The sequence below is a fragment of the Chryseobacterium sp. 7 genome, from assembly GCF_003663845.1.
GTDB lineage: Bacteria > Bacteroidota > Bacteroidia > Flavobacteriales > Weeksellaceae > Chryseobacterium.
In genome coordinates, this window is sequence record NZ_RCCA01000001.1 from 3,757,116 (window position 1) to 3,779,030 (window position 21,915).

Genomic DNA, 21,915 nt, shown 5'->3' on the forward strand with positions numbered 1-21,915 from the left:
AGATTTTTGTATTAATATTTTTACTGTGTAAATTTTAGCATCTCAAATTTACTGATAAGTTTTTGCAGGCAATGGACACAGTCTATTAAAAAATCATAAATCTTAGTTTAATAAAAGCTGTTACAGAAAATTTTAGGCTACATTTTCGTATTTTTGCGGTTCTATTCAAAATTAAAATCAAACCATTAATTTCCAATGAATTACGTTTCTGCAGAAAATCTTACCAAATCTTACGGCATCAAAGTTTTGTTTGAAAACATTACTTTTCACATCAATGAAGGAGATAAAATTGCTATTGTTGCCAAAAACGGAAGTGGAAAATCTACCCTTCTGAAAATATTAATGGGTAAAGAAATTGCAGACAGCGGAACTGCGATCATCAATAAAGATATCCAGGTGGTATTATTTGATCAGGAAATTAATTATGATCCTAAACTGAGTATTGAAGAATTTATGATGACGCTGGATTCTAAACCTATTTTAGCTCTTAAGAATTATCATAAGTCACTTCACTCTACTGATCATGATTTTATTGAGAAAGCATTGGCTGATATGGAAGTCCATAAGGCATGGGATCTGGAAAATGAAATGAAGCAGATTCTTTCCCAGCTTAAGATTACGGATCTGGAAGCTAAAATGGGAACTCTTTCCGGAGGGCAGATCAAACGTGTGGCGCTGGCTAAACTTTTAACAGAAACAAGAGCGGAACACAGACATACTCTTCTTATCATGGACGAACCTACCAACCATCTGGATGTGGACATGGTAGAATGGCTTGAAAATTACCTGAATAAAGCAAAAATCACTTTACTGCTTGTAACCCACGACCGATATTTCCTGGACAGCGTCTGTGATATTATCTGGGAAATGGAAGATAGAAATCTTTATGTTCACAATGGTTCTTATGCCACTTATCTTGAGAACAAAATGATCCGTGAGGAAAATCTTAATGCTACTATTGATAAGGCCAACAACCTTTACAGAAAGGAACTGGAATGGATGCGAAGACAGCCAAAAGCCAGAACCACAAAATCAAAAAGCAGAATTGATGCCTTCTACGAAACGGAAAAAGTAGCGAAAACCGACACCAGAAAAGACGGACTGGAATTAGATTTTGAAATGAAACGTCTGGGAAATAAAATTCTTGAACTTAAACATATTGATAAAAGCTTTGGCCCGAAAGTCCTTTTAAAAGATTTCAGCTACCAGTTTCAGCGTGGTGAAAAAGTAGGAATCATTGGAAAAAACGGAGCAGGAAAATCAACCCTTCTTAATATTATCCAAGGTTTTGAAAAGGCTGACAAGGGTGAAATTGAAACGGGAGAAACAATATCTTTCGGTTATTTCGCTCAGAAAGGGCTTACTTATAAAGAGGATGAACGTGTGATTGATTTCATTAAAGAAATTGCAGAATTTTATCCTTTAGCAAACGGAAGAAGTCTTTCCGCATCACAGTTCTTAAGATTGTTCTTATTTGATGATCAGACGCAGTACTCTCCTATTTCCAAACTTTCGGGCGGTGAAAAGAGAAGGCTTCACCTGATGTATATCTTATATCAGAACCCTAATTTTCTTATTTTTGATGAGCCTACGAATGATCTTGATCTTCCTACATTAACGGTTCTTGAAAATTTCCTTCAGCAATTCCAGGGATCTTTAATTATCGTTTCCCACGACAGATATTTCATGGACAGAATTGTAGATCATGTTCTGGCTTTTGAAGGAGAAGGAAAAATTAGAGATTTTGTTGGAAATTTCTCAGAATACAGAGAAGCAAGAAGCCGTGAAGAGGCATTAGAAAAAAATACAGCAGTAAAATCTGAACCTGTAAAAGAAACAGCTCCCGCAGCAGAAAACAATACATCTTCCAGTGCTAAAAGAAAACTAACGTTCAAAGAACAAAGAGAACTGGAGACTATTGAAAAAGAAATGCCTGAATTAGAAGATCAGCGTTCCAAAATTCTTGATCAGCTCAACAATGAATCTGATTACGAAAAAATAGCCAGGCTTTCTGCAGACCTGGAATCCGTTTCAGAAAAACTGGAAAATCACGAAATGAGATGGCTGGAACTTCAGGAAATCCTTTAATAGTTATGAATTATGAATGAATTTAAGGTTCAACGTTTAAAGTTTAAGGTTGATTGTAGTCGTTTTCAACTCGTTTACACTCAACCTTAAACTCTCTAACTCTCCAACCCATTGGATTCATTCATAATTCATAACTCATCATTTATAATTAAATAACATTTTTATAATTGAATGATTCTTCCTTCTTTTGCGCTTTCCAGTGAAGCATCAATGATTTTCATATTCTGAATAACCTCTCTTCCCGGAGACGGCAATACATATCCAAAAACAATGTGCTCATAGATCTGCTGGTAATAATCCATATAATTTCCTGATTCACTGGAAGTCAGAATTCTTTCTGTTTCGGAATTGTCGTTCAGGAAGTTTAAAATTCCATCCGGTTCGTCTAATGGCTGTGTCCATTCTTTACCATATACAGGAATAGCGCCTGCCACCAGTTCATTTTCCTGATTATCTGTTCTTTCCTGTAAGAAGCTACCCTTGTCACCATGAATAGTATAGGCGTAATGACCTTCTTTACTGAAAACAGAAGTCTTCAGTCTTACTCTCAGATCATTTTTATAAAATAAGAGGATTTCGAAATAATCATTGGCGAATTCTTTTCCTTTCATAGAAAATACATCTGCAAAAAGTTTTTCAGGATATCCAAAATACTGTACAGCCTGATCTACAAGGTGGGCACCCAAATCATGAAGCGTTCCTGATCCTACCTGATCCGGACTTTCTTTATGTTGTTTTCCACTAGGTGTTGTACGGAATCTGTCGAAACGGATCTCAGCTTCTTTAATATTTCCTATTTTTTTATCATTTAAAATTTTTTGAACCTGTAAAAAATCCCTGTCGAATCTTCGGTTTTGATACACACTCAGAAACAACCCTTTTTCTTCTGCCAACTGCACCAGCTCTTCTGCTTCGGAAACATTTACTGTAAAAGGTTTTTCCACAACAATATTTTTCCCGGCCTCTAACGCTTTCTTTGCATACTCATAATGGGTTTGAACCGGAGTATTGATAATTACCAGCTCTACATCTGCCTGCTGAAGCATTTCTTCTACAGAACGGTAAATGGTTGCTTCCGGATACTTTTCTTTTGACTCTTCTTTACTTCTTTCTACTACAGCAGAAATGAAAAATCCCGGATGTTCCTTTAAAAAGGGAGCATGGAATACTTTTCCGCTCATTCCAAAGGCGCAAAGCCCTGCTTTTACCAATTGCATATTAAAATTTTTAACAAATATATTCATAAAAACACTTCATTCCCAGCTCCAAAAGAGGTATAGAAATAATCCATGCCATTATTGATAGAATATGATTTAAATCATAAAATTATTTTTATCTATTCTAAACAAATACTTACATTTGCGCCTTATTTAAATCTGTTCTACATAAAAATAAAATGAAAAGACAACTACTTTCTTTAAGTCTGTTATTCGTCGCTGTTTCAGCAAGTTCCCAGATGAAAAATGCTGAAGCCGACACTATCAGAACCCAGACTATTGAGGATATTAATCTTCACAAAACAGGAAATCCTAATCAGGCAAGACCATTATCAACAAAATCTAACCTGACGATAATGGAAACCCCACAGCCTATTGCTATTGTTACTCATGAAATTATTGAGCAGCAGCAGGCAAAACAGCTGAGCGATGTTCTTCAGAATATCAATGGAATGTACGTTACTTCTTCAAGAGGAAATTCCCAGGACAGCTTTGGTGGACGTGGTTTCATTTTAGGAAATGATAATATCTTCAAGAACGGATCAAGGATCAATAGTGGAGTTTTCCCTGAAGTAAGCGGTCTGGAAAGAGTAGAAGTTTTAAAGGGGGCAAACGCAATGCTTTACGGAAATACGGCTGCCGGAGGTATTATTAATATGATTACAAAAAAACCGAAATTCAATTTTGGCGGAAGTATAGGATTAAATGGTGGGAGCTGGAATTCTTACAAACCAACAGTGGATGTTTACGGACCATTATCCAAGCATGCTGCTTTCAGAATAAACGGGGCTTATGAATATGCTGAAAGCTTCAGAGATGTTGTACAATCCGAAAAATATTACTTCAACCCTTCATTTTTATTTAATTTAAGTGAAAAATCTCAATTAATTGTAGAGGCAGATTACCTTAAGAATAATTTCACACCTGATTTTGGTCTTGGATCGATTACTGAAAAAGACCAAAGCTATAGATTGAATGATAATATTTCCAGAAATGTTTTCTTCGGAACTGACTGGCAATATCAAAATGTACAGCAAGCTTCTACAAACGTAACGTTTAATCACCAGTTCAACGAAAGATGGTCTTTAAATGCTACAGCTTCTTACCAAAACTATACTAAAGATTATTTTTCTTCTGAAAGAGTACAATGGGGCTACAGCTCACCTACTGCTACAAGACTTTCATGGAACAGACCTTTTGGTAAAACATACAATGAACAAAACTATACTTCTGCGCAGGTAAACTTAAACGGTGAATTCAACACAGGGAAAATCAACCATAAAGTTTTAATTGGTTCTGATGCAGATTACAGCCAGGCAGATGCTTATGCATATACTTTAGCTGCAACTTCTAATATTTTATATTTAGATGATCCTTCAACATGGGGAAGTATTAGCATGCCAAATTCTACTCTGAATACAAGAACTAGAATCAACACAAGAAGAATCGGAATATACGCACAGGATTTCATCAGCTTAACAAAACAGCTTAAAGTTATTGCTGGTTTAAGATGGTCTTATGTAGAGAATATGCCTACATTAACTACTCGTTTTACATTAAATGATAAATTTGAAGTAGCAAATTCTTCAACGGCGGATAATGCATTTTCTCCAAAAGTAGGTTTGGTTTATGCTCCCAATGAAAACCTTTCAGTATTTGCAACCTATACAAATTCATTTGCTTCCAATGCAGGATATACTTCAGATCAGTTTGGTACAGTAAATACCAACCAATCTGTTGCGCAGGTTCAAAATCAGTTAAATGCTTTATCAAAACAAAGCATAAAACCATCCACAGTAGATCAATACGAAATTGGGGTTAAAAAGAATTTCTGGAACAATGCTTTAGCAGTTAACCTTACGGCTTACCAGATTATGTACAATAATTATTATCAGACTTATTGGTTTGCTTCTACTCCAAACGGAACTCCGGTAAATGCTACAGACGCGAATCTTAAAGAATTTGCAGGAAATATGAGAAGCCGTGGTGTAGAGCTGGACATTACAGGAAATCCAACGGAAAACTTATCCATCATCGGAGGTTTCTCTTATAACAATTCTGTTTATACAGACACTCCTGAAAAGGGATATGTTGAAAACCAAAGACTGGTAAGAACGCCTGCTACAACAGCAAATGCTTCCGTTTTCTATAAATTTACAAACTATGTAAAAGGGTTGAAAATTGGAGCCGGAGTTTACTACATCGGAGACAGAATCGCTGGATGGAATGATACAAAATCAACCAATACAAGCAGAAACAATGTGAGCAGAATGTTTGATCTAAAAGATTACACCACTGTTTCCGTTTCAGTTGGCTACGAGTGGAATAAATTCTCTATTCAAGGGAAAGTGGGTAACTTATTTGATGTTGTAAACTATAATGTTCACGAAAACTATTCAGTGAATCCAATTACACCAAGAAACTATTATTTCACGCTGACATACAGACTTTAAAAGTCTTTATATAATAATTCTTTCATGAAAAGTGGAAATTGCAATGTTGCAGTTTCCACTTTTGAAATTTTAAAACAAAAACAAAACAAAAAGATATGGATAAGATTAAAGACACAAGAAGCTTCATGAGAATTACACACCGTTATCTGGGATATTTTCTTGCCGGGATCATGGCTGTATATTCTTTAAGTGGGATTCTTCTGGTGTACAGAGACACAGATTTTCTGAAGAACGAAAAGAAGTATGAAAAAAGCATCGCAGCCAATCTTTCTGAGAAAGAACTGAAAAAAGAGCTGAAGATGAAAGGTCTGGAAGTGGAAAAAACAGAAGGAAGCGTTCTTTATTTTAAACAGGGAACTTACGACAGCGCCACAGGAAAAGCAAAATATACCAAAAAGGAATTGCCTTTCGTACTGGATAAGATGGTTTCTCTTCACAAGTCACAATCCAAAGATGCTATCTCTCCTTTAAGCGTATTCTTCGGGGTTTCTCTTTTCTTTTTTGTGATTTCCAGCTTCTGGATGTTTAATCCTAAAACAAAAGCATTCAAACGTGGTATCAAGTTTACTATTGCAGGATTAATTATTTCTCTTATTCTTTTATTTATTTAAAATAATCAGGAAACTACGCAAAGAAAAAAAGCATTTTGGAAGATTAATGATCTGACAACTATTTTTATCATTTTCATTTTAAAACCTCTGTTTTATTTTCTTTATGTTTACAGAATTCTCAATGAATATGTTAAAAAAATAATATATATATCCTTAATTACATTAACGTTTATTTAGAAAAATTACCTAAAATTAAGATTATGGCACATTTATTGTTTTTTCTATAATTCGTGAATAATAAACATTTAATTATTAAAATAATAAATTATGAAAAAACTTATTTTAACAGGGATATTAGCCGTAGCAGGCTTAACAGCAACTGCAAACGCTCAGATTCAGAAAGGTAATTGGATGGTAGGTGGTAACCTTGCAGGAGCCAACTTCGGTTTAAACAAAGGAGGTGGTTATGATTTTAATATTCAGCCTAAAGGAGCCTATTTCATTGAAGACAATGTTGCATTAGGAGGTTATGTAGATTTAGGTTTCAAAGGAGCTAAAGATGCACCAACTACTTTTACATATAACGTAGGGGCATTAGGACGTTACTATCTTAACCCGGGAGAGCAAGGTGTAAATAACCTGCTACACCACGGAAGATGGTTCTTAGAAGGTAACTTAGGTATAGGAGGTACATCTATCTCTAAAGGAGGGTCTTCTTCCAACGGTCTTAACTTTGGATTCGGACCTGGTTATTCTTACTTCATCACTCCGAACATCGGATTGGAAGGTTTAGTAAAATATGATGCTAACGCAGGATTCGGAAGCGGTGGATATACAAACAAAATTACTTTTGGTTTAGGATTCCAGATTTATCTTCCAACCTCTAAAGGTAAGCAAATCATCAACGACGTTAAGTAATCACTGAAATACTTATAAAAAAATGAAATCGCCTCGAAAAATTTTTCGAGGCGATTTTCGTACAAATTAAAACTAAACTATAAAAAATCAAATAAATCATGCATTAGGCTGTGGGGTGTATCTTAAGTACGGTTTTATTTCCGTTACACCTTTTGGGAATATCTCTCTGGCCTCCTCTGTAGAAATAGTAGGCGGAATAATAACATCTTCCCCATTTTCCCAGTTAACAGGCGTAGCCACGCGATAGTTATCCACCAGCTGTAAAGAATCCAGCACTCTAAGGATCTCTTCAAAATTCCTTCCTGTGGAGGCTGGGTAGGTAATAATCAGTCTTACTTTTTTAGAGGGATCAATGATCAGGAGAGAACGTACAGTGGCAGTTGCAGACGCATTCGGATGAATAAAATCATACAGCTCGGAAACTTTTTTGTCTTTATCTGCAATAATAGGAAACAGAACAGTCGTATTCTGGGTTTCATTAATATCTTTCACCCAGTTTTGATGATCTTCTACCCCATCTACACTCAAAGCAATTACTTTGGTTCCTCTGGCATCAAATTCAGACTGCAGTTTAGCAGTATATCCCAGCTCTGTAGTACATACCGGCGTATAATCTGCAGGATGCGAAAACAGAATTCCCCAGGAATCTCCCAGATAATTATAAAAATTAATGTCACCTACAGATGACTCTGCCTGAAAGTTGGGTGCTGTATCTCCTAGTTTGATTGACATATTGTTCTTTCTTTATAGTCTACAAATTTAGTAGACTTTTTGGAACTGGCAAATTTTTTGATGAAAATTTATATATTTAATTAAAATTTTTATTCATGGAGAAAACGAGCCTCAGGTATGTAGATGTGGTTTATAAAGTATTGGAAAGTTGGTATGTGACATTTGCTGCGCTTACTCCCAAACTGATTGTCGGAATTTTAGTGTTTACATTTTTTCTGATTACCAGTAAATATTTAAGCAAAGGAGCTGTAAAGCTATTTCATAAATTTTTCCCGAAAAGTCAAAAAGAAAGTTCATTAGTTACCTTGATCAGTATTTTCAGATTCCTGATTATGCTGATGGGAACTTTTATTGCTCTTGAAATAATGGGTTTCAGCGGTTTTCTCTGGAAGTTTATCGGAAGTTTAGGAGTTGCCGGGGTTATTGCCGGGGTTGCTTTGAAAGATCTTGTTTCCAGTATTTTCTCCGGAATGCTGATTGGTATTGATAAAGCTTATAAAGTGGGAGATTATATTACCATTGGAGCACATTCTGGTACAGTGCAGGAAATTGGTTTTTTAACCACAAAACTTCTTACTGATGATGGAAAGAAGGCATATATTCCCAATCAGGTTGTTTTCAATGCTCCTTTCTACAATATTACCGCTTCACCACAACGCAGGATTATTTTAAATTTTGAAATTCCGGCGGATGAAGATATCACAAAAGCACAGAAAGGAATTATGGAGGTAATTAAAAACCTTGATAATGTGGATAAGCTGGACACTATAGAAGTAATTTTTACAGACCTTAAACAGGGAGCATTTAACCTACAGGTAAAATTCTGGATAAAAGTAGGTGCTAATCTTGCTCAAATAAGAAGTAAGGCCTATTTAGGGATTAAAGACCGTTTTGATACGGATAAAATTCAGCTGGTAACGCCTACAAGTATTAGTATTACAAGCGGAGAGAATATTTTACCGGAAAGCCATCAGGATAAGTAAAATCATTTAAAAATATAAGGACCATTTCAAATATTGAAGTGGTCTTTTTTATGAGGATTAACAGAGGAGATAAATATAAACCTATAAGGTTTGGGATTCACAAAGGCACAATTTTTCCCTCTTAATATCTTTTAATTAAGAAGCACCTCACACTGATTTTGTAGATGAAACTCTATTCATAAAGGCTAGATACCGCAAAGGCGCAATTAATCTCCCTCTCTACTATTTCAATTTTAAGACGCAAGGATTTTATCTCCGATAAAATTACATCCTGTATATCACATATTAATTCTTTAGGTGATATGGATCTTAATAAAAATCTGTGGGATTTGCGTGATCTGTGGTAAAATTTAATCCAAGAAAATTCTTACAAAAAAATTTATACTTCCAGATTTAGAAACAAAAAAAACCGTCCCAAAAAATGAAACGGTTTTTCTTATTTATCTGAAAATTTTAGATTAAGCTAAAACTTCTTTTACTTTGTTTGCAGCTTCTTCTAAAGTAATTGCAGAGTGTACAGGAAGACCAGACTCGTCAATTAATTTTTTAGCTTCCACAGCGTTAGTTCCCTGTAATCTTACGATCAATGGAACCGGAAGGCTACCCATAGCTTTGTAAGCATCTACAACCCCCTGAGCAACTCTGTCACATCTTACGATACCTCCGAAGATATTGATCAAGATAGCTTTTACGTTTGGATCTCTTAAGATGATTCCGAAAGCAGTCTGTACTCTCTGAGCATCTGCAGTACCACCTACGTCAAGGAAGTTAGCTGGGTTACCACCAGATAATTTGATGATATCCATAGTTGCCATTGCAAGACCAGCACCGTTTACCATACAAGCAACGTTACCGTCTAGTTTTACGAAGTTAAGACCAGCTTCACCAGCTTCTACATCCATTGGATCTTCTTCTCTTGTATCTCTAAGCTCAGCTAAGTCTTTGTGACGGAACAATGAGTTGTCATCCAAAGTTACTTTAGCATCTACAGCGATAATTTTGTTATCAGAAGTTTTTAATACAGGGTTGATTTCGAAAAGAGAAGCATCAATTCCTGTGTAAGCATTGTAAAGAGAAGAAATAAATTTCACAAATTCTTTGAATGCATTTCCTTCAAGACCTAGGTTGAAAGCAATTTTTCTAGCCTGGAAACCTTGAAGACCGATTGCTGGATCAATTAATTCATTGTGGATCAAATGAGGAGTTACTTCAGCAACGTGCTCAATATCCATACCACCTTCAGTAGAATATACGATTGTATTTTTCCCTTCAGCTCTATCTAAAAGAATAGAAACATAAAATTCTTTAGTTTCAGATTCTCCAGGATAATAAACATCTTCTGCAACCAAAACAGAGTGTACTTTTTTACCTTCAGCAGAAGTTTGTGGAGTTACCAACTGCATTCCGATGATATTCTGAGCGTTTTCTTTAAGTTTATCCATGTTTGGAGAAAACTTAACACCCCCACCTTTACCACGACCACCTGCGTGAATCTGTGCTTTTACAACCCAAGCCTGTGCTCCGGTTTCAGCAGTCAATTTTTCAGCAGCTGCTACAGCTTCATCTACGTTGTTTGCAACGAAACCACGTTGGATAGCTACTCCATACTTTGATAAAATCTCTTTTGATTGATACTCGTGAAGATTCATATTATTTTTATTATTTTATTTTAATATTTAAAGGTTGACAAATTTACTAAAAAGACACGGAAGTTCAAGTTTATTGACTTAAAAATTAAAGTCTGATGGACTTGATTTTTAACATATCCGTCTATTTTCCTTTATTCTTCCGCTAATTTCTCAGACTGCGATCCGATAAACGGAATTTTCGGAGCCAGGAAATATCCGGTAAGGCTGGCAAATAATATCGGAACAAAATAGGTAAATCCGGTAAGTGTTCCTAAAATAATCGTTGTACTCATCGGGGTTCTTGTCACACATGCATTGATAGCTGCCATACAGCTTACAATGGCTAAAGTGGTATCTACTACCGGAAATAGATTATGAATAATCAGTCCCAATGTAGTTCCTACAAAGAACAAAGGAATAATGAAACCTCCTCTCCATCCGGAAGTTACTGTAATAGCTATAGCTAATATTTTAAACACAAGAATCAGGATTAAAAAATTCAGTCCGAAATTCCCTCCGATCAGCTGATTGATTTCATTATGTCCGAAGTATCTTGTAATGGGGAAATTATAAGCGATAATTCCTAAAATAATTCCACCTACGAATGTTTTAATATAAATCGGAAATTTTCTGTATTCAAAAATCTTTTTAAAAAATTTGACTACAAAAATGAAAATCCAGCCGAATAAAGTTCCTACAATTCCAAATGCAGTAGCATAAGCAAAATCATAGACTCCTGTATAATGGTAAGCTTTTAAATCCCATGTTGCCCCGATTCCCAAATGAATAATCAAAGCAAACATCAGATAACTGAAACAGCTGGCTACCAAAGCAGGAATAATAGCTTTATAATATTCTACAGCATGTTTGTGATGCAGAATTTCCAGAGAAAAAAGGCTTCCTCCAAGCGGAGCACCGAATAATGCCGTAAAACCGGATGCCATACCGGCAATACTCAAAGACCTCAGCTCTTCCCCTTTCAGCCTGAAAATTTTTCCAAGCCAGGTTCCCGTAGATCCGGTGACTTGTACCAATGGTGCTTCAGGACCTAAACTTCCCCCAGAAGCTACACAAAAGAGTGAAGAAAGAATCATGGAAGGATTATTCTTCGGTTCCAGTTTTCCTTTATTGAATCGGATGTTATTAACAATCAAATGAATTTCTCCCGGATCACCAATAAAATGAATCACCAATCCAGCCAGCAAACCACAGATTGCCATGGTTGGAATTACCTGCCAGCCTTGAAATCCGGCTAAAAATTCTGTAAAATGTTCCAGTACGATCCAATATCCTCCGGCGATAATTCCGCCCACAAGACCTGTAACCGCCCACATAAAAAAAGTACGGCTGAACACAAACGGGTTGAATCTGATAGGTTGATCTAAGAGATTGAATGTTCGTATTAACCGTCTTCTTCTGTTAATCTTCATTCTTATATTCTGTTTTTAGCAAAATATAAGATCAGCATCCCCCAGCTTAAGATCATCATCAGACCTCCAAGCGGAGTGATAGGGCCTAAGAATTTAAGATTCATTCCCAGATAATCTTGCATGCTCAGGAAATAGATACTTACGGAGAATAAAAGTGTTCCTGCAATCATTAAAATGGAAGTCCATTTCTCCGCAGAGGTTTCGAATTTTAAGATATACCCGATGATCAGCAGGAAAAAAGCTGCATACATCTGGTATCTTACTCCTGTTTCAAAACTTTCCAGTCTTTCCACGGCTAATATTTTCTTTAAAGCGTGCGCTCCGAATGCACCCAGGATTACAGAAACCATTCCGTAAACGGTTCCAAAAACTAAAGTAATTGTTTTCATTTTATAACTCTTCTAATTCTAGGGTTAAATATTTTTTTGTTTTATGATCCTGCCACGTTCCGATGATTTTATTTCCTTTCAAATCAGCTTCTATTAAGGCTTTTGGTATCCATTCCTTCAGTTCCTCACTGTGGTAATCATCTTCTGTGATAGAAAAATGGTCATGGACAAATTCTCCTCTCCAATTGACCGGCTTTTTATTCTTGTCATACCAATAGGTTGCTGAAAAAGAATCATCCTCATTGATTTCATTAAACAAAACTGTGATAGGATATTTTCCGTCAATTTTTCCTTTGTATAATTTATTTCCGGGACCCGTTTGACCCACCTTTTCAGAACCTGATATCAGATTCTTTCCATAAACGCTCAGGTATTTTTCAATTTCTTTATAAGTGAATTCAAGTTCGTGGCTTCCCAGATCATCTAAAGCCCGCATCGCATGATTGGAACATCTGCCTGCTACAAAAGTGAGTTTATCCTTTCCAAAAAAATATCGGATGCCATTCAAAGTATAATCCATGAAACATCCTTCATATAAGCCAATCTGCTCCTGAACTTCTTCTGACGGATTCTTTTCGGATTTTAATTTTACGAGAAAGTCATCGACTCTTTTTTTGATTTTTTTCTGAATCAAACCTGCAACCGTTTTGGAAGCACTTGTTTGAAATAAAGCCTCAGCATTGATATAATTTCCTGTCCTCAAATCAAAATTTTTCCAGTCTGAAAATTCTTCCGGATAGGCTCCCGAAGCTTCTCCATTGATATTTATACTTAAAATATTTTTAGGGGTTTCCAATTTTTTCCAATCATAAAAATAAACATAATTGGAATAGGAATTCGTAGCGGTAGAAGCCAGTTTAAAAGGATTTCCTCCTGAATTCGGAATATATTCCAGTTCGTTTACCTGAAGAAATGTATTGATCTTATTGGCAACCACGGGATTTCCTGCGTAAGAAACAACTGGAAACACAAAGTTTTCTGATTTGGGCTGCAAATTATTTATTTTTAAATCTTTCTGCTGCGAAAAACTTAATCCTGAAATCAATAAGAAAAATACAATACTCTTTTTCACTATTTTGATTTTAAGTACATTAAAATGAACTTGGCAACCAGTGTGGAAATTCCCAGTATGATAAACATATTGGCAAATTTCTTGGAACTTTTGAAACCTTCATTATTTGTTTTTTTTAGAAAAAATCCAAAAACAAGGAATACGATGGGCAAAATGATCTGTAACATTAGTTTCCTCTCATTCTGTTAAATTCATTGATCACCTCATGGTGGCTTACCGTCTTGTCTTTGAAATACGTCACAAAGTACTGCTTTTCTTCTTCGGTAGCTCCCAGCTGGTTCAGAATATTCAGTAAGTGCATTTTCATATGTCCTTTCTGAATTCCTGTGGTCACCAGAGAACGTAAAGCACCAAAGTTTTGTGCAAGACCAGAAACGGCAAGAATACTCATCAATTCCTGTGCAGAAGGTTTTCCAAGAAGTGCCAGAGAAAATTTTACCAAAGGGTGAAGATTGGTAAGTCCTCCTACTACTCCTACAGAAATCGGAAGATCAATCCAGAATCTGAATACACCGTTATCAGTTGTACAGTGGGTCAAAGATCTGTATTGTCCGTCTCTTGCAGCATAAGCATGTGCACAGGCTTCTGTAGCTCGGAAATCATTTCCGGTAGCAATTACCACAGCATCTACCCCATTCATGACTCCTTTATTGTGAGTGGTTGCGCGGTAAGGTTCAATTTCTGCAATGGTAACGGCCTGTTTGAATTTAGCAGCAAACTCTTCAGGAGAAATCCCGCTGTCATCTTTTAGATCTTCCATTTTACATGAAACCTCAGCTCTTACGATACAATCAGGGGTAAAATTGGAAAGAATATTCATTACAATCTGCAGTGAATTCTTTTCTTCCTGGGTAAAATCTTCGCTGGTAGCCACTTCCTGTCTCAGCGTTTTTCCAAACTGCTCAAGGCATGAGTTAATAAAGTTTGCCCCCATTGAATCTACGGTATCAAAGCTTGCTTTCAACTGGTAATAATTTGGCATTTCTGCTGTTTTATCCACCAAGCTGATATTAAGAATACCTCCACCACGTTTTCTCATGTTGGACGTAATATCTTCCGTTGTTTCAAATAATTTTTTCTTTAAACTGAAATTAAAGAAATGTAATAATTTGTGAGGTTCTACATTAAAAATAAAGTGGGTATGTCCCAGCTTTTCGGTATTAATAATAGTCGTTTTAAAACCTCCTTTGTCGATCCAGAATTTAGCGGCTTTGGAAGCTGCTGCTACTACAGAACTTTCTTCAACGGCCATTGGAAGTGCCAATAGTTTTCCGTCAATTAAAAAGTTCGGAGCAATTCCGTAAGGCATATAAAAATTAGAGATGGTATTTTCAGAGAATTCTTCGTGAAGCTTCTGAAGATCTGCATCATCATTCCAGTATTGTTTTAATATATTTTGATATTCCTGGTTTCCTTCAAGATATTCGTTTACGAGCCATTCGATTTTCCCCTGCTTTGGAAGCTTGGAAAAACCTTCGATTGGTTTATGATTCATGATATAAACTTTAATGAGCCGTAAATATAATGATTTTGAGACTCTTTTTTGTTGATAACTTCTATGAAAAAAGATTGACATTTATCAATTTTGGAACTAAATTTGAACAATATTAAATTATTATCTTGATACAAAATAGATCAATCACTTAAAAATATGAATTTTGACCGCCTTAAAGAAAAGCTTGAAATCCTTGCAGATGCAGCGAAATATGATGTTTCCTGTTCATCAAGCGGAGGTACGAGAAAGAATAAAAAAGGAGCTTTAGGAGACAGTTCTCCGAGCGGGATTTGCCATACCTATACGGAAGACGGCAGATGTGTTTCTCTGCTTAAAATTCTATTGACCAATCATTGTATTTATGATTGTGCCTATTGTGTTTCCAGAAGTTCCAATGATATTAAAAGAGCTGCTTTTACAGTAGAAGAAGTGGTAGATCTTACCATCAATTTTTACCGAAGAAATTATATTGAAGGTTTATTTTTGAGTTCAGGAATATTCAAAAATGCCGATACCACGATGGAAAGATTGGTAAGGGTTGCTAAAAAACTGCGTCTGGAAGAAAACTTTAATGGGTATATTCATCTTAAATCTATTCCGGGAGCGAGTGATGATCTGATGCAGGAAGCAGCTTTATATGCAGACCGTTTATCCGTAAATATTGAAATTCCGACCGAAAGCGGATTAAAATTGTTGGCTCCTGAAAAAAACAGACAGGATATGATCAGCCCGATGAGGTATATTCAAAAAGGGATCATTCAATATAAGGATGAAAAGAAGATTCTGAAAAAAGTTCCCAAGTTTGCTCCTGCCGGACAGTCTACACAAATGATTGTAGGTGCAACCAATGAAAATGACTTACAGATCATTAAAGTTGCTGATCATTTTTATAAAAATTTTAATCTGAAAAGGGTGTACTATTCCGGATATGTTCCGGTGTTGGAAGATCAGAGGCTGCCTTCTTTAACGACGGAAGTTCCCATGCTTAGGGAAAACAGATTGTATCAGTCGGACTGGCTGATGAGATTCTATGGTTTTAAAGCGGAAGAAATTTTAGACCCGAATATGCCATTCCTGGATCTGGAAGTAGATCCGAAATTAAGCTGGGCACTGCGAAATCTTGATCAGTTTCCCATTAACCTTCAGACCGCAGAATATCAGTTGATCTTAAGAATTCCGGGAATTGGAGTAAAAACGGCTCAGAAAATTGTGAGTGCAAGGCGTTTTCAGATTTTAACCATAGATCATTTAAAAAAACTGGGAGCGGCTGTGAACCGTGCAAAATATTTCATTGATTTTAATGCGGGTAATGCTTATCTGAGATATCTAACGGATAAAAATTTCAGAAGATTGCTAATAGGTGGAAGCTCATCCAAATTCCATAATCAGTTTTCACAACAGCTGACTTTATTTTGATTCTGATATTAAACACAAATAACACTAATATGTTCACGAATGGCCACTAATTTATTACTTCGACTTAACAGCACATTTGTCATTCTGACGAAGGAAGAATCTCTTCAATTAACCAGATTCTTCACCTCATTTATCTCATTCAGAATGACAAGCACAAATAAATTGTAAATTAAATATATGACAACCTTGCTCTATGATGGAAGTTTTGACGGCCTTTTAACTGCAGTATTTGAAGTTTTCGAATACCGTTATAAAGATGTGGAGATTGCAAGTAAAGAAAGATTTCATCAGGAAAATATTTTTGCGGAAATTCATGAGGTCATTACACAAACAGACAAATCTGAAAGGGTTCTGAATAAACTGGAGCAGAATATTGGGAAACCGGGGATTTACAAACTTTTAAAAGTTTTTTTATCTGAAGATCCGGATCTTGAAAACCTCACCTTATCTGCGGTAAGGCAATCAGTAAAACATCCGGAAGACAATATTCTTGAAAATTTTGCTGATTCTGATGTTTTAAAAATTTCAAAAATCTGCAAATCTGTAGACCGGGAAAGACACAGAATGACTGCTTTTGTCCGTTTTGAAAAAATGAAAGATGATGTTTTTTTCGCTAAAATAGATCCCGACTTCAATGTGCTCCCATTAATCAGAAAACATTTTAAAGACCGGTACCAGGATCAAAAATGGATGATCTATGACCTTCGAAGAAACTATGGACTTTTCTATGATCTGGATGATTGTGAATTTTTCTACCCCGATGAAAAAATTGATCTCCATCATTATCAGCAAAAGTTCCATGATGAAGAGAAGAACTATCAGGTACTTTGGCAGCGCTATTTCACAAAAACCAATATTGTGGAAAGAAAAAATATAAAACTCCATATTCAGCATGTTCCGAAAAGATATTGGAAATATCTGACTGAAAAATGGTAGTGAAATTCCATATTGTGGATAACTTTTTATTTCGACTAAAAAATAGATCATTTTCAGTTCTTTTGTGAAGCCAATTATTTAATCAACTCATTTCATGTAATATATAATCCCCACTCATCGAAAATCCATATTGTGGATAACTTTTTAGTTAACATTCAGTTAATATTAAAATTTTTTAAATCTTATTTTTATCAGAAAAAAGAGCAGAATATTACCTACCCAACGAAGAAAAATGGTTTTTAAAAGTCTGAAAATATGTAATGTATGCGATAACGAATTATATCTGCATTCATTTTTTGTGGATAACTCTTACTTTTTAAGGGTTCGCAGGGCTTTTTTAACGATGTACTGTGTTTCTTTTGTTGGACTTTCCCGAAGCCATTCATCACAGATTTCCACTACAAATTCAGGTTGTGACTTACTGGCATCATTGAGCCAATTTCCAACGCTGTCTTGTACATATCGGGATGAATCGGATCGTAAAGGTTCCAGAATTTCCAATCCAAGTCCCGGATTTTGTTTTAAAACATTAATATGCTCGCACCAGACTCCTCTAGGTCTTGTAGATTCGCTGGCAAAACGTCTCACATTTTCATTCTCATGCATTGTCCATTCTGATAAAACAGATAAACTTTCCTCCAGATTTTTGGAAATATCCGGACGTACAGCCATCCAGCAGATTTCTCTCACTCCAAAATGGGAATCAGAAGCAAATGACTGAATTTTATCTAATTTTTCTTTTAGTTTTAAATCATTATTTCTTCCAATGGTATAAGCTGCCCAACACCGTACAAGATCTGCCGGATGGGTTGCCAGCTTCATAAGAAATTCATCATCTTTATTTTTTACAGCCAGATGAAGCAGGCCAATTCCGATGGTTTCATTAATGGTATTCACCGTTTGTTTTTTCAGCTGGTCTACATTTTCTAAAATCGGTTTCAGGTAATCTTTACGATTATTCTGCAATAGTAAATTTTCCAGCAGCAGCCTTTGATCTACTGCCAGCCATTCTGTAAGATTGGCGGTTTCAATTTCTCCTCTGTTCAGCTTCTCCAGAATATCTGGTGGAATATCTTTGATGGAACGGGCTCCTTTTCGTTTTTCTGCCATACTATTTTAATGATTATCTTTACAAAAGTCTGAAAGTAGGCGCACAAAAACAATACCGCATATTTTTCACCCATAGGGATAAAAAAGTCAATTTTATGGAAACAAACGAAAGAGCTGAAGAAAATAAAATTTGTCCATTGGAAGTTGCAGTGAATACCATTAGTGGAAAATGGAAAATTCCTATCGTCTGGCAGATTAATGAAGGGAAAAAACGTCCCAGTGAATTTTTGCGGGGTATTGCTAAGCTTGACAGGAGAGTTCTCAATCAGCAGCTGAATGAAATGGTGGAAGATGGTATCTTAACAAAACAATCTTTTAATGAACTCCCTCCAAGGGTAGAATACACACTGACAGAACTGGGCGAAAAACTGGTGGAAATCCTCTGGCAGCTGAATGATTGGGGAAAACTGTTGATTCCTGAGAAAGATGAACTACTGAACCCATAAGTTTTCCTGTAATATATTGGCAGGTAAGCGAAAAAAAATGATATTTGTGTTCACTAAAAACACATGAAAAATATTATCACCGGAATCGCAGCGTTTTTAATTCTCACAGGCTGTATAAAAGAAAAATCATCAGATCGCCAGCTAGCCGAGCCAGATAAGAACGAACATTTAATCACAGAAAATTCTTTAAAGATTCATAAAGATAAAAATACCATCCGGGAAAGATTTTCTCCGCCAGAAGGCTATGAATGGGTTGAAGAAAAACCAGATTCTTTCGGGCATTTTATCGAAAATTTTAAATTGAAACCTTACGGCAGCCAGATTGTAAAATATGATGGGACGCCTATTTCTACCCAGCATCTTCATGAAGCTGTTTTTGATATAGACACCGGAAATAAAGATTTGCAGCAATGTGCTGATGCCGCCATCCGGATAAGGGCTGAATATCTTTATAAGTCGAAAAAATTTGACGAGATTAAATTTCATTTTACAAGCGGTGATCTTCTCAGCTGGAACGATTATAAAAACGGAACGAGAGCTTTTGTTAATGGAAATTCAGTCAACTTCAGAAAAATTGCAACTTTTGATGATTCTTATGAGAGTTTCAGAAATTATCTGGATCTGATTTTTAATTATGCCGGAACGATTTCATTAAACAAAGAAACAAAGCCTGTAATGAGGAATTCTGATCTGAAAACGGGAGATATTCTGATTACACCAGGCAGTCCGGGACATATCGTTTTTATTTCCGGGGTCTGCGAAAATCAGAAAGGAGAAAGATTATTTTTATTGAGTGAGGGATTTACACCGGCTCAGTCGGCTCATGTACTTTCCAATCCGTTTAATCCCTATTTTACGCCCTGGTACGATCTTGACGTGAATGCTGCGGAAACAAAAACTGCGCGATATTTTTTTAAACCTACAAACTTCAGAAGCTTTTAATAATTTATATTCAAAACTATTGGAAAGTTACTACGATAATCTGAACTTGTTTTTGTAAATTTGTGTTCGAAATTTTTTACTTGATGAAAGAGAGTGCTGTAAAAAAGATTGCAGTTCTTACTTCAGGAGGTGACTCTCCGGGTATGAATGCGGCATTAAGAGCGGTAGTAAGAACCGCCAATTACTATAATATCGAATGTTACGGAGTAAGAGAAGGTTACAATGGCCTTATCAACGATGATTTCCTGAGAATGGGAGCACGTTCCGTAAAAAATATAATCAACCAGGGTGGAACGATTCTAAAATCTGCCAGATCCGCTGAATTCAGAACCAAAGAGGGCCGTCAGAAAGCTTACGACAACTGTGTAAAGCTTGGAATAGACGGATTGGTATGTATTGGAGGAGACGGAACTTTTACCGGTGCCAAAATCTTTAACGAAGAATTCGGAATCAGAGTAATCGGTATCCCGGGAACTATTGACAATGATATTTTCGGGACAGATAATACCATCGGTTATGATACTGCATTGAATACTGCCATGGACGCCATTGATAAAATCCGTGACACGGCAACTTCCCACAACAGAGTTTTCTTTGTGGAAGTAATGGGTCGTGATGCCGGTTTTATTGCATTAAACAGTGGATTGGCAACAGGAGCTTTGGATATTTTAATTCCTGAGAAAAAAGACAGTATTGATGAACTTTTTGCAAAATTCCGGAATGCAGAAAAAACAGGAAAGGCATCAAGCATTGTGGTGGTTGCAGAAGGTGAAAAACTGGCCAATGTGTATGAACTTGCAGAAAAAACAAAAAATACATTCCCGGATTATGACATTCGTGTAGCCATTTTGGGACATATGCAGAGAGGAGGTTCTCCAAGCTGTGCAGACAGAGTTTTGGCAAGCAGACTAGGATATGGTGCTGTAACAGGACTCATGGAAGGACAAACCAATGTAATGGCAGGAATGCGTTCTAATGATCTAACGTATACGCCGATTGAAGAAGCCATTAAAAAACATAACGAAATCAATGAAGATCTTTTACTGATTTCAAAAATTTTAGCAATCTAATTATTTTTATAATCTAATAAAAACAAACTATTATGTCAACAATTAAAGTAGGTATCAACGGTTTTGGTAGAATTGGACGTCTTGTTTTCAGAGCAATGACTGAAAGAGACAACATTGAAGTTGTAGGAATCAATGACCTAATCAATGCAGAATACATGGCTTACATGTTAAAATATGACTCTGTACACGGTATTTTCCCAGGTGAAGTTTCTGTAGAAGGAAATGATCTTGTAGTAAACGGGAAAAAAATCAGAGTAACTGCTGAAAAAGATCCAAGCAACCTAAAGTGGAATGAAATCGGTGCAGATTACGTAGTAGAATCTACAGGTTTATTCTTAGATAAAGAAAGCGCTGCAAAACACATTACTGCAGGTGCAAAGAAAGTAATCCTTTCTGCTCCTTCTAAAGATGATACTCCAATGTTCGTAATGGGTGTAAACCACAAGGAACTTACTGATGATATCAAAATCTTATCAAACGCTTCTTGTACTACAAACTGTTTAGCTCCTCTAGCTAAAGTAATCCACGATAACTTTGGAATCGTAGAAGGTTTAATGACCACTGTACACGCTACAACAGCTACTCAGAAAACTGTTGACGGTCCTTCAATGAAAGACTGGAGAGGTGGTAGAGCTGCTCTAAACAACATTATCCCTTCTTCTACAGGTGCTGCTAAAGCGGTAGGAAAAGTAATCCCTTCACTAAACGGAAAATTAACTGGTATGTCTTTCAGAGTACCAACTGTTGACGTTTCTGTAGTAGATTTAACAGTGAGAATTGAAAAGGCTGCTTCTTATGAAGAAATCTGTTCAGTAATCAAAGCTGCTTCTGAAGGTGAATTGAAAGGTATCCTAGGATATACTGAGGAAGCTGTAGTATCTCAGGACTTCGTAGGAGATAAGAGAACTTCTATCTTCGACAAAGATGCTGGTATCATGCTTTCTCCTAACTTTGTGAAGCTTGTTTCTTGGTATGACAACGAAATGGGTTACTCTAACAAGTTAGTTGATATGCTTGTACACGCTGCTTCTTTATAAGC

Annotated in this window: 19 protein-coding genes; 11 read left to right on the forward strand and 8 right to left on the reverse strand. The window is 36.1% G+C overall.

Annotated elements, in window-relative coordinates:
- Positions 1-195 precede the first annotated feature (195 nt).
- Positions 196-2,088, forward strand: a complete 1,893-nt coding sequence (locus tag CLU97_RS17235) for an ABC-F family ATP-binding cassette domain-containing protein (RefSeq protein ID WP_121489024.1) — start codon at positions 196-198, stop codon at positions 2,086-2,088.
- Positions 2,089-2,249: 161 nt separating this feature from the next.
- Here CLU97_RS17235 and CLU97_RS17240 read toward each other — a convergent pair whose 3' ends face one another.
- Positions 2,250-3,305: a Gfo/Idh/MocA family oxidoreductase gene (locus CLU97_RS17240; RefSeq protein WP_121489781.1), complete on the reverse strand. Its 1,056-nt coding sequence runs from the start codon at positions 3,303-3,305 to the stop codon at positions 2,250-2,252.
- A gap of 179 nt (positions 3,306-3,484) precedes the next feature.
- Between CLU97_RS17240 and CLU97_RS17245 the strand changes: the two genes are divergently transcribed.
- From CLU97_RS17245 to CLU97_RS17255, 3 genes are all read left to right on the forward strand, one after another.
- A complete protein-coding gene (locus CLU97_RS17245; protein WP_121489025.1) occupies positions 3,485-5,758 on the forward strand; it encodes a TonB-dependent siderophore receptor in 2,274 nt (757 codons plus the stop codon).
- A 95-nt stretch (positions 5,759-5,853) separates the two neighbouring features.
- Entirely contained in the window at positions 5,854-6,369 is a 516-nt protein-coding gene (locus CLU97_RS17250; RefSeq protein ID WP_121489026.1) for a hypothetical protein, read from the forward strand.
- 267 nt (positions 6,370-6,636) lie between these two features.
- Complete coding sequence (locus tag CLU97_RS17255) at positions 6,637-7,227, forward strand: outer membrane beta-barrel protein (RefSeq protein ID WP_121489027.1); 591 nt, start codon at positions 6,637-6,639, stop codon at positions 7,225-7,227.
- Between the two features lie 96 nt (positions 7,228-7,323).
- Here CLU97_RS17255 and CLU97_RS17260 read toward each other — a convergent pair whose 3' ends face one another.
- Complete coding sequence (locus CLU97_RS17260) at positions 7,324-7,959, reverse strand: peroxiredoxin (protein WP_121489028.1); 636 nt, start codon at positions 7,957-7,959, stop codon at positions 7,324-7,326.
- Between the two features lie 95 nt (positions 7,960-8,054).
- Here CLU97_RS17260 and CLU97_RS17265 point away from each other — a divergent pair, with 95 nt between their 5' ends.
- Entirely contained in the window at positions 8,055-8,942 is an 888-nt protein-coding gene (locus CLU97_RS17265; RefSeq protein WP_121489029.1) for a mechanosensitive ion channel family protein, read from the forward strand.
- 458 nt (positions 8,943-9,400) lie between these two features.
- On the opposite strand, the gene sucC is transcribed toward CLU97_RS17265, so the two are convergent.
- The 5 genes from sucC to CLU97_RS17290 all read right to left on the reverse strand — a co-directional run bounded on the left by sucC (position 9,401) and on the right by CLU97_RS17290 (position 14,956).
- Positions 9,401-10,591, reverse strand: coding sequence for an ADP-forming succinate--CoA ligase subunit beta (gene sucC, locus CLU97_RS17270; protein WP_034694875.1), 1,191 nt, complete (start codon positions 10,589-10,591; stop codon positions 9,401-9,403).
- A gap of 131 nt (positions 10,592-10,722) precedes the next feature.
- A complete protein-coding gene (locus CLU97_RS17275; protein ID WP_121489030.1) occupies positions 10,723-12,000 on the reverse strand; it encodes a chloride channel protein in 1,278 nt (425 codons plus the stop codon).
- A 2-nt stretch (positions 12,001-12,002) separates the two neighbouring features.
- A complete protein-coding gene (locus CLU97_RS17280; RefSeq protein ID WP_121489031.1) occupies positions 12,003-12,389 on the reverse strand; it encodes a DUF423 domain-containing protein in 387 nt (128 codons plus the stop codon).
- A 1-nt stretch (position 12,390) separates the two neighbouring features.
- Positions 12,391-13,461: a hypothetical protein gene (locus CLU97_RS17285; RefSeq protein ID WP_121489032.1), complete on the reverse strand. Its 1,071-nt coding sequence runs from the start codon at positions 13,459-13,461 to the stop codon at positions 12,391-12,393.
- A 166-nt stretch (positions 13,462-13,627) separates the two neighbouring features.
- Complete coding sequence (locus CLU97_RS17290; protein WP_121489033.1) at positions 13,628-14,956, reverse strand: hydroxymethylglutaryl-CoA reductase, degradative; 1,329 nt, start codon at positions 14,954-14,956, stop codon at positions 13,628-13,630.
- Between the two features lie 156 nt (positions 14,957-15,112).
- Here CLU97_RS17290 and CLU97_RS17295 point away from each other — a divergent pair, with 156 nt between their 5' ends.
- Both CLU97_RS17295 and CLU97_RS17300 read left to right on the forward strand, forming a co-directional pair.
- Positions 15,113-16,372 (forward strand): putative DNA modification/repair radical SAM protein, encoded by a 1,260-nt coding sequence (locus CLU97_RS17295; protein ID WP_121489034.1) that lies wholly within the window; start codon positions 15,113-15,115, stop codon positions 16,370-16,372.
- Between the two features lie 177 nt (positions 16,373-16,549).
- On the forward strand, positions 16,550-17,308 hold the full coding sequence (locus CLU97_RS17300) for a TIGR03915 family putative DNA repair protein (RefSeq protein WP_121489035.1): 759 nt from the start codon (positions 16,550-16,552) through the stop codon (positions 17,306-17,308).
- A 309-nt stretch (positions 17,309-17,617) separates the two neighbouring features.
- Here CLU97_RS17300 and CLU97_RS17305 read toward each other — a convergent pair whose 3' ends face one another.
- Positions 17,618-18,418 carry a DNA alkylation repair protein gene (locus CLU97_RS17305; protein WP_121489036.1) on the reverse strand — a complete coding sequence of 267 codons (801 nt, stop codon included), beginning with the start codon at positions 18,416-18,418 and terminating at the stop codon, positions 17,618-17,620.
- 95 nt (positions 18,419-18,513) lie between these two features.
- On the opposite strand from CLU97_RS17305, the gene CLU97_RS17310 reads away from it, so the two are divergent.
- The 4 genes from CLU97_RS17310 to gap all read left to right on the forward strand — a co-directional run bounded on the left by CLU97_RS17310 (position 18,514) and on the right by gap (position 21,913).
- The gene (locus CLU97_RS17310; protein ID WP_121489037.1) at positions 18,514-18,864 is read left to right on the forward strand and encodes a winged helix-turn-helix transcriptional regulator; all 351 of its coding nucleotides are present in this window, start codon (positions 18,514-18,516) and stop codon (positions 18,862-18,864) included.
- A 63-nt stretch (positions 18,865-18,927) separates the two neighbouring features.
- The gene (locus CLU97_RS17315) at positions 18,928-19,806 is read left to right on the forward strand and encodes a DUF4846 domain-containing protein (RefSeq protein ID WP_121489038.1); all 879 of its coding nucleotides are present in this window, start codon (positions 18,928-18,930) and stop codon (positions 19,804-19,806) included.
- Positions 19,807-19,889: 83 nt separating this feature from the next.
- Complete coding sequence (gene pfkA, locus CLU97_RS17320; protein WP_121489039.1) at positions 19,890-20,876, forward strand: 6-phosphofructokinase; 987 nt, start codon at positions 19,890-19,892, stop codon at positions 20,874-20,876.
- 32 nt (positions 20,877-20,908) lie between these two features.
- The gene (gene gap, locus CLU97_RS17325; RefSeq protein ID WP_047096698.1) at positions 20,909-21,913 is read left to right on the forward strand and encodes a type I glyceraldehyde-3-phosphate dehydrogenase; all 1,005 of its coding nucleotides are present in this window, start codon (positions 20,909-20,911) and stop codon (positions 21,911-21,913) included.
- Positions 21,914-21,915 lie beyond the last annotated feature (2 nt).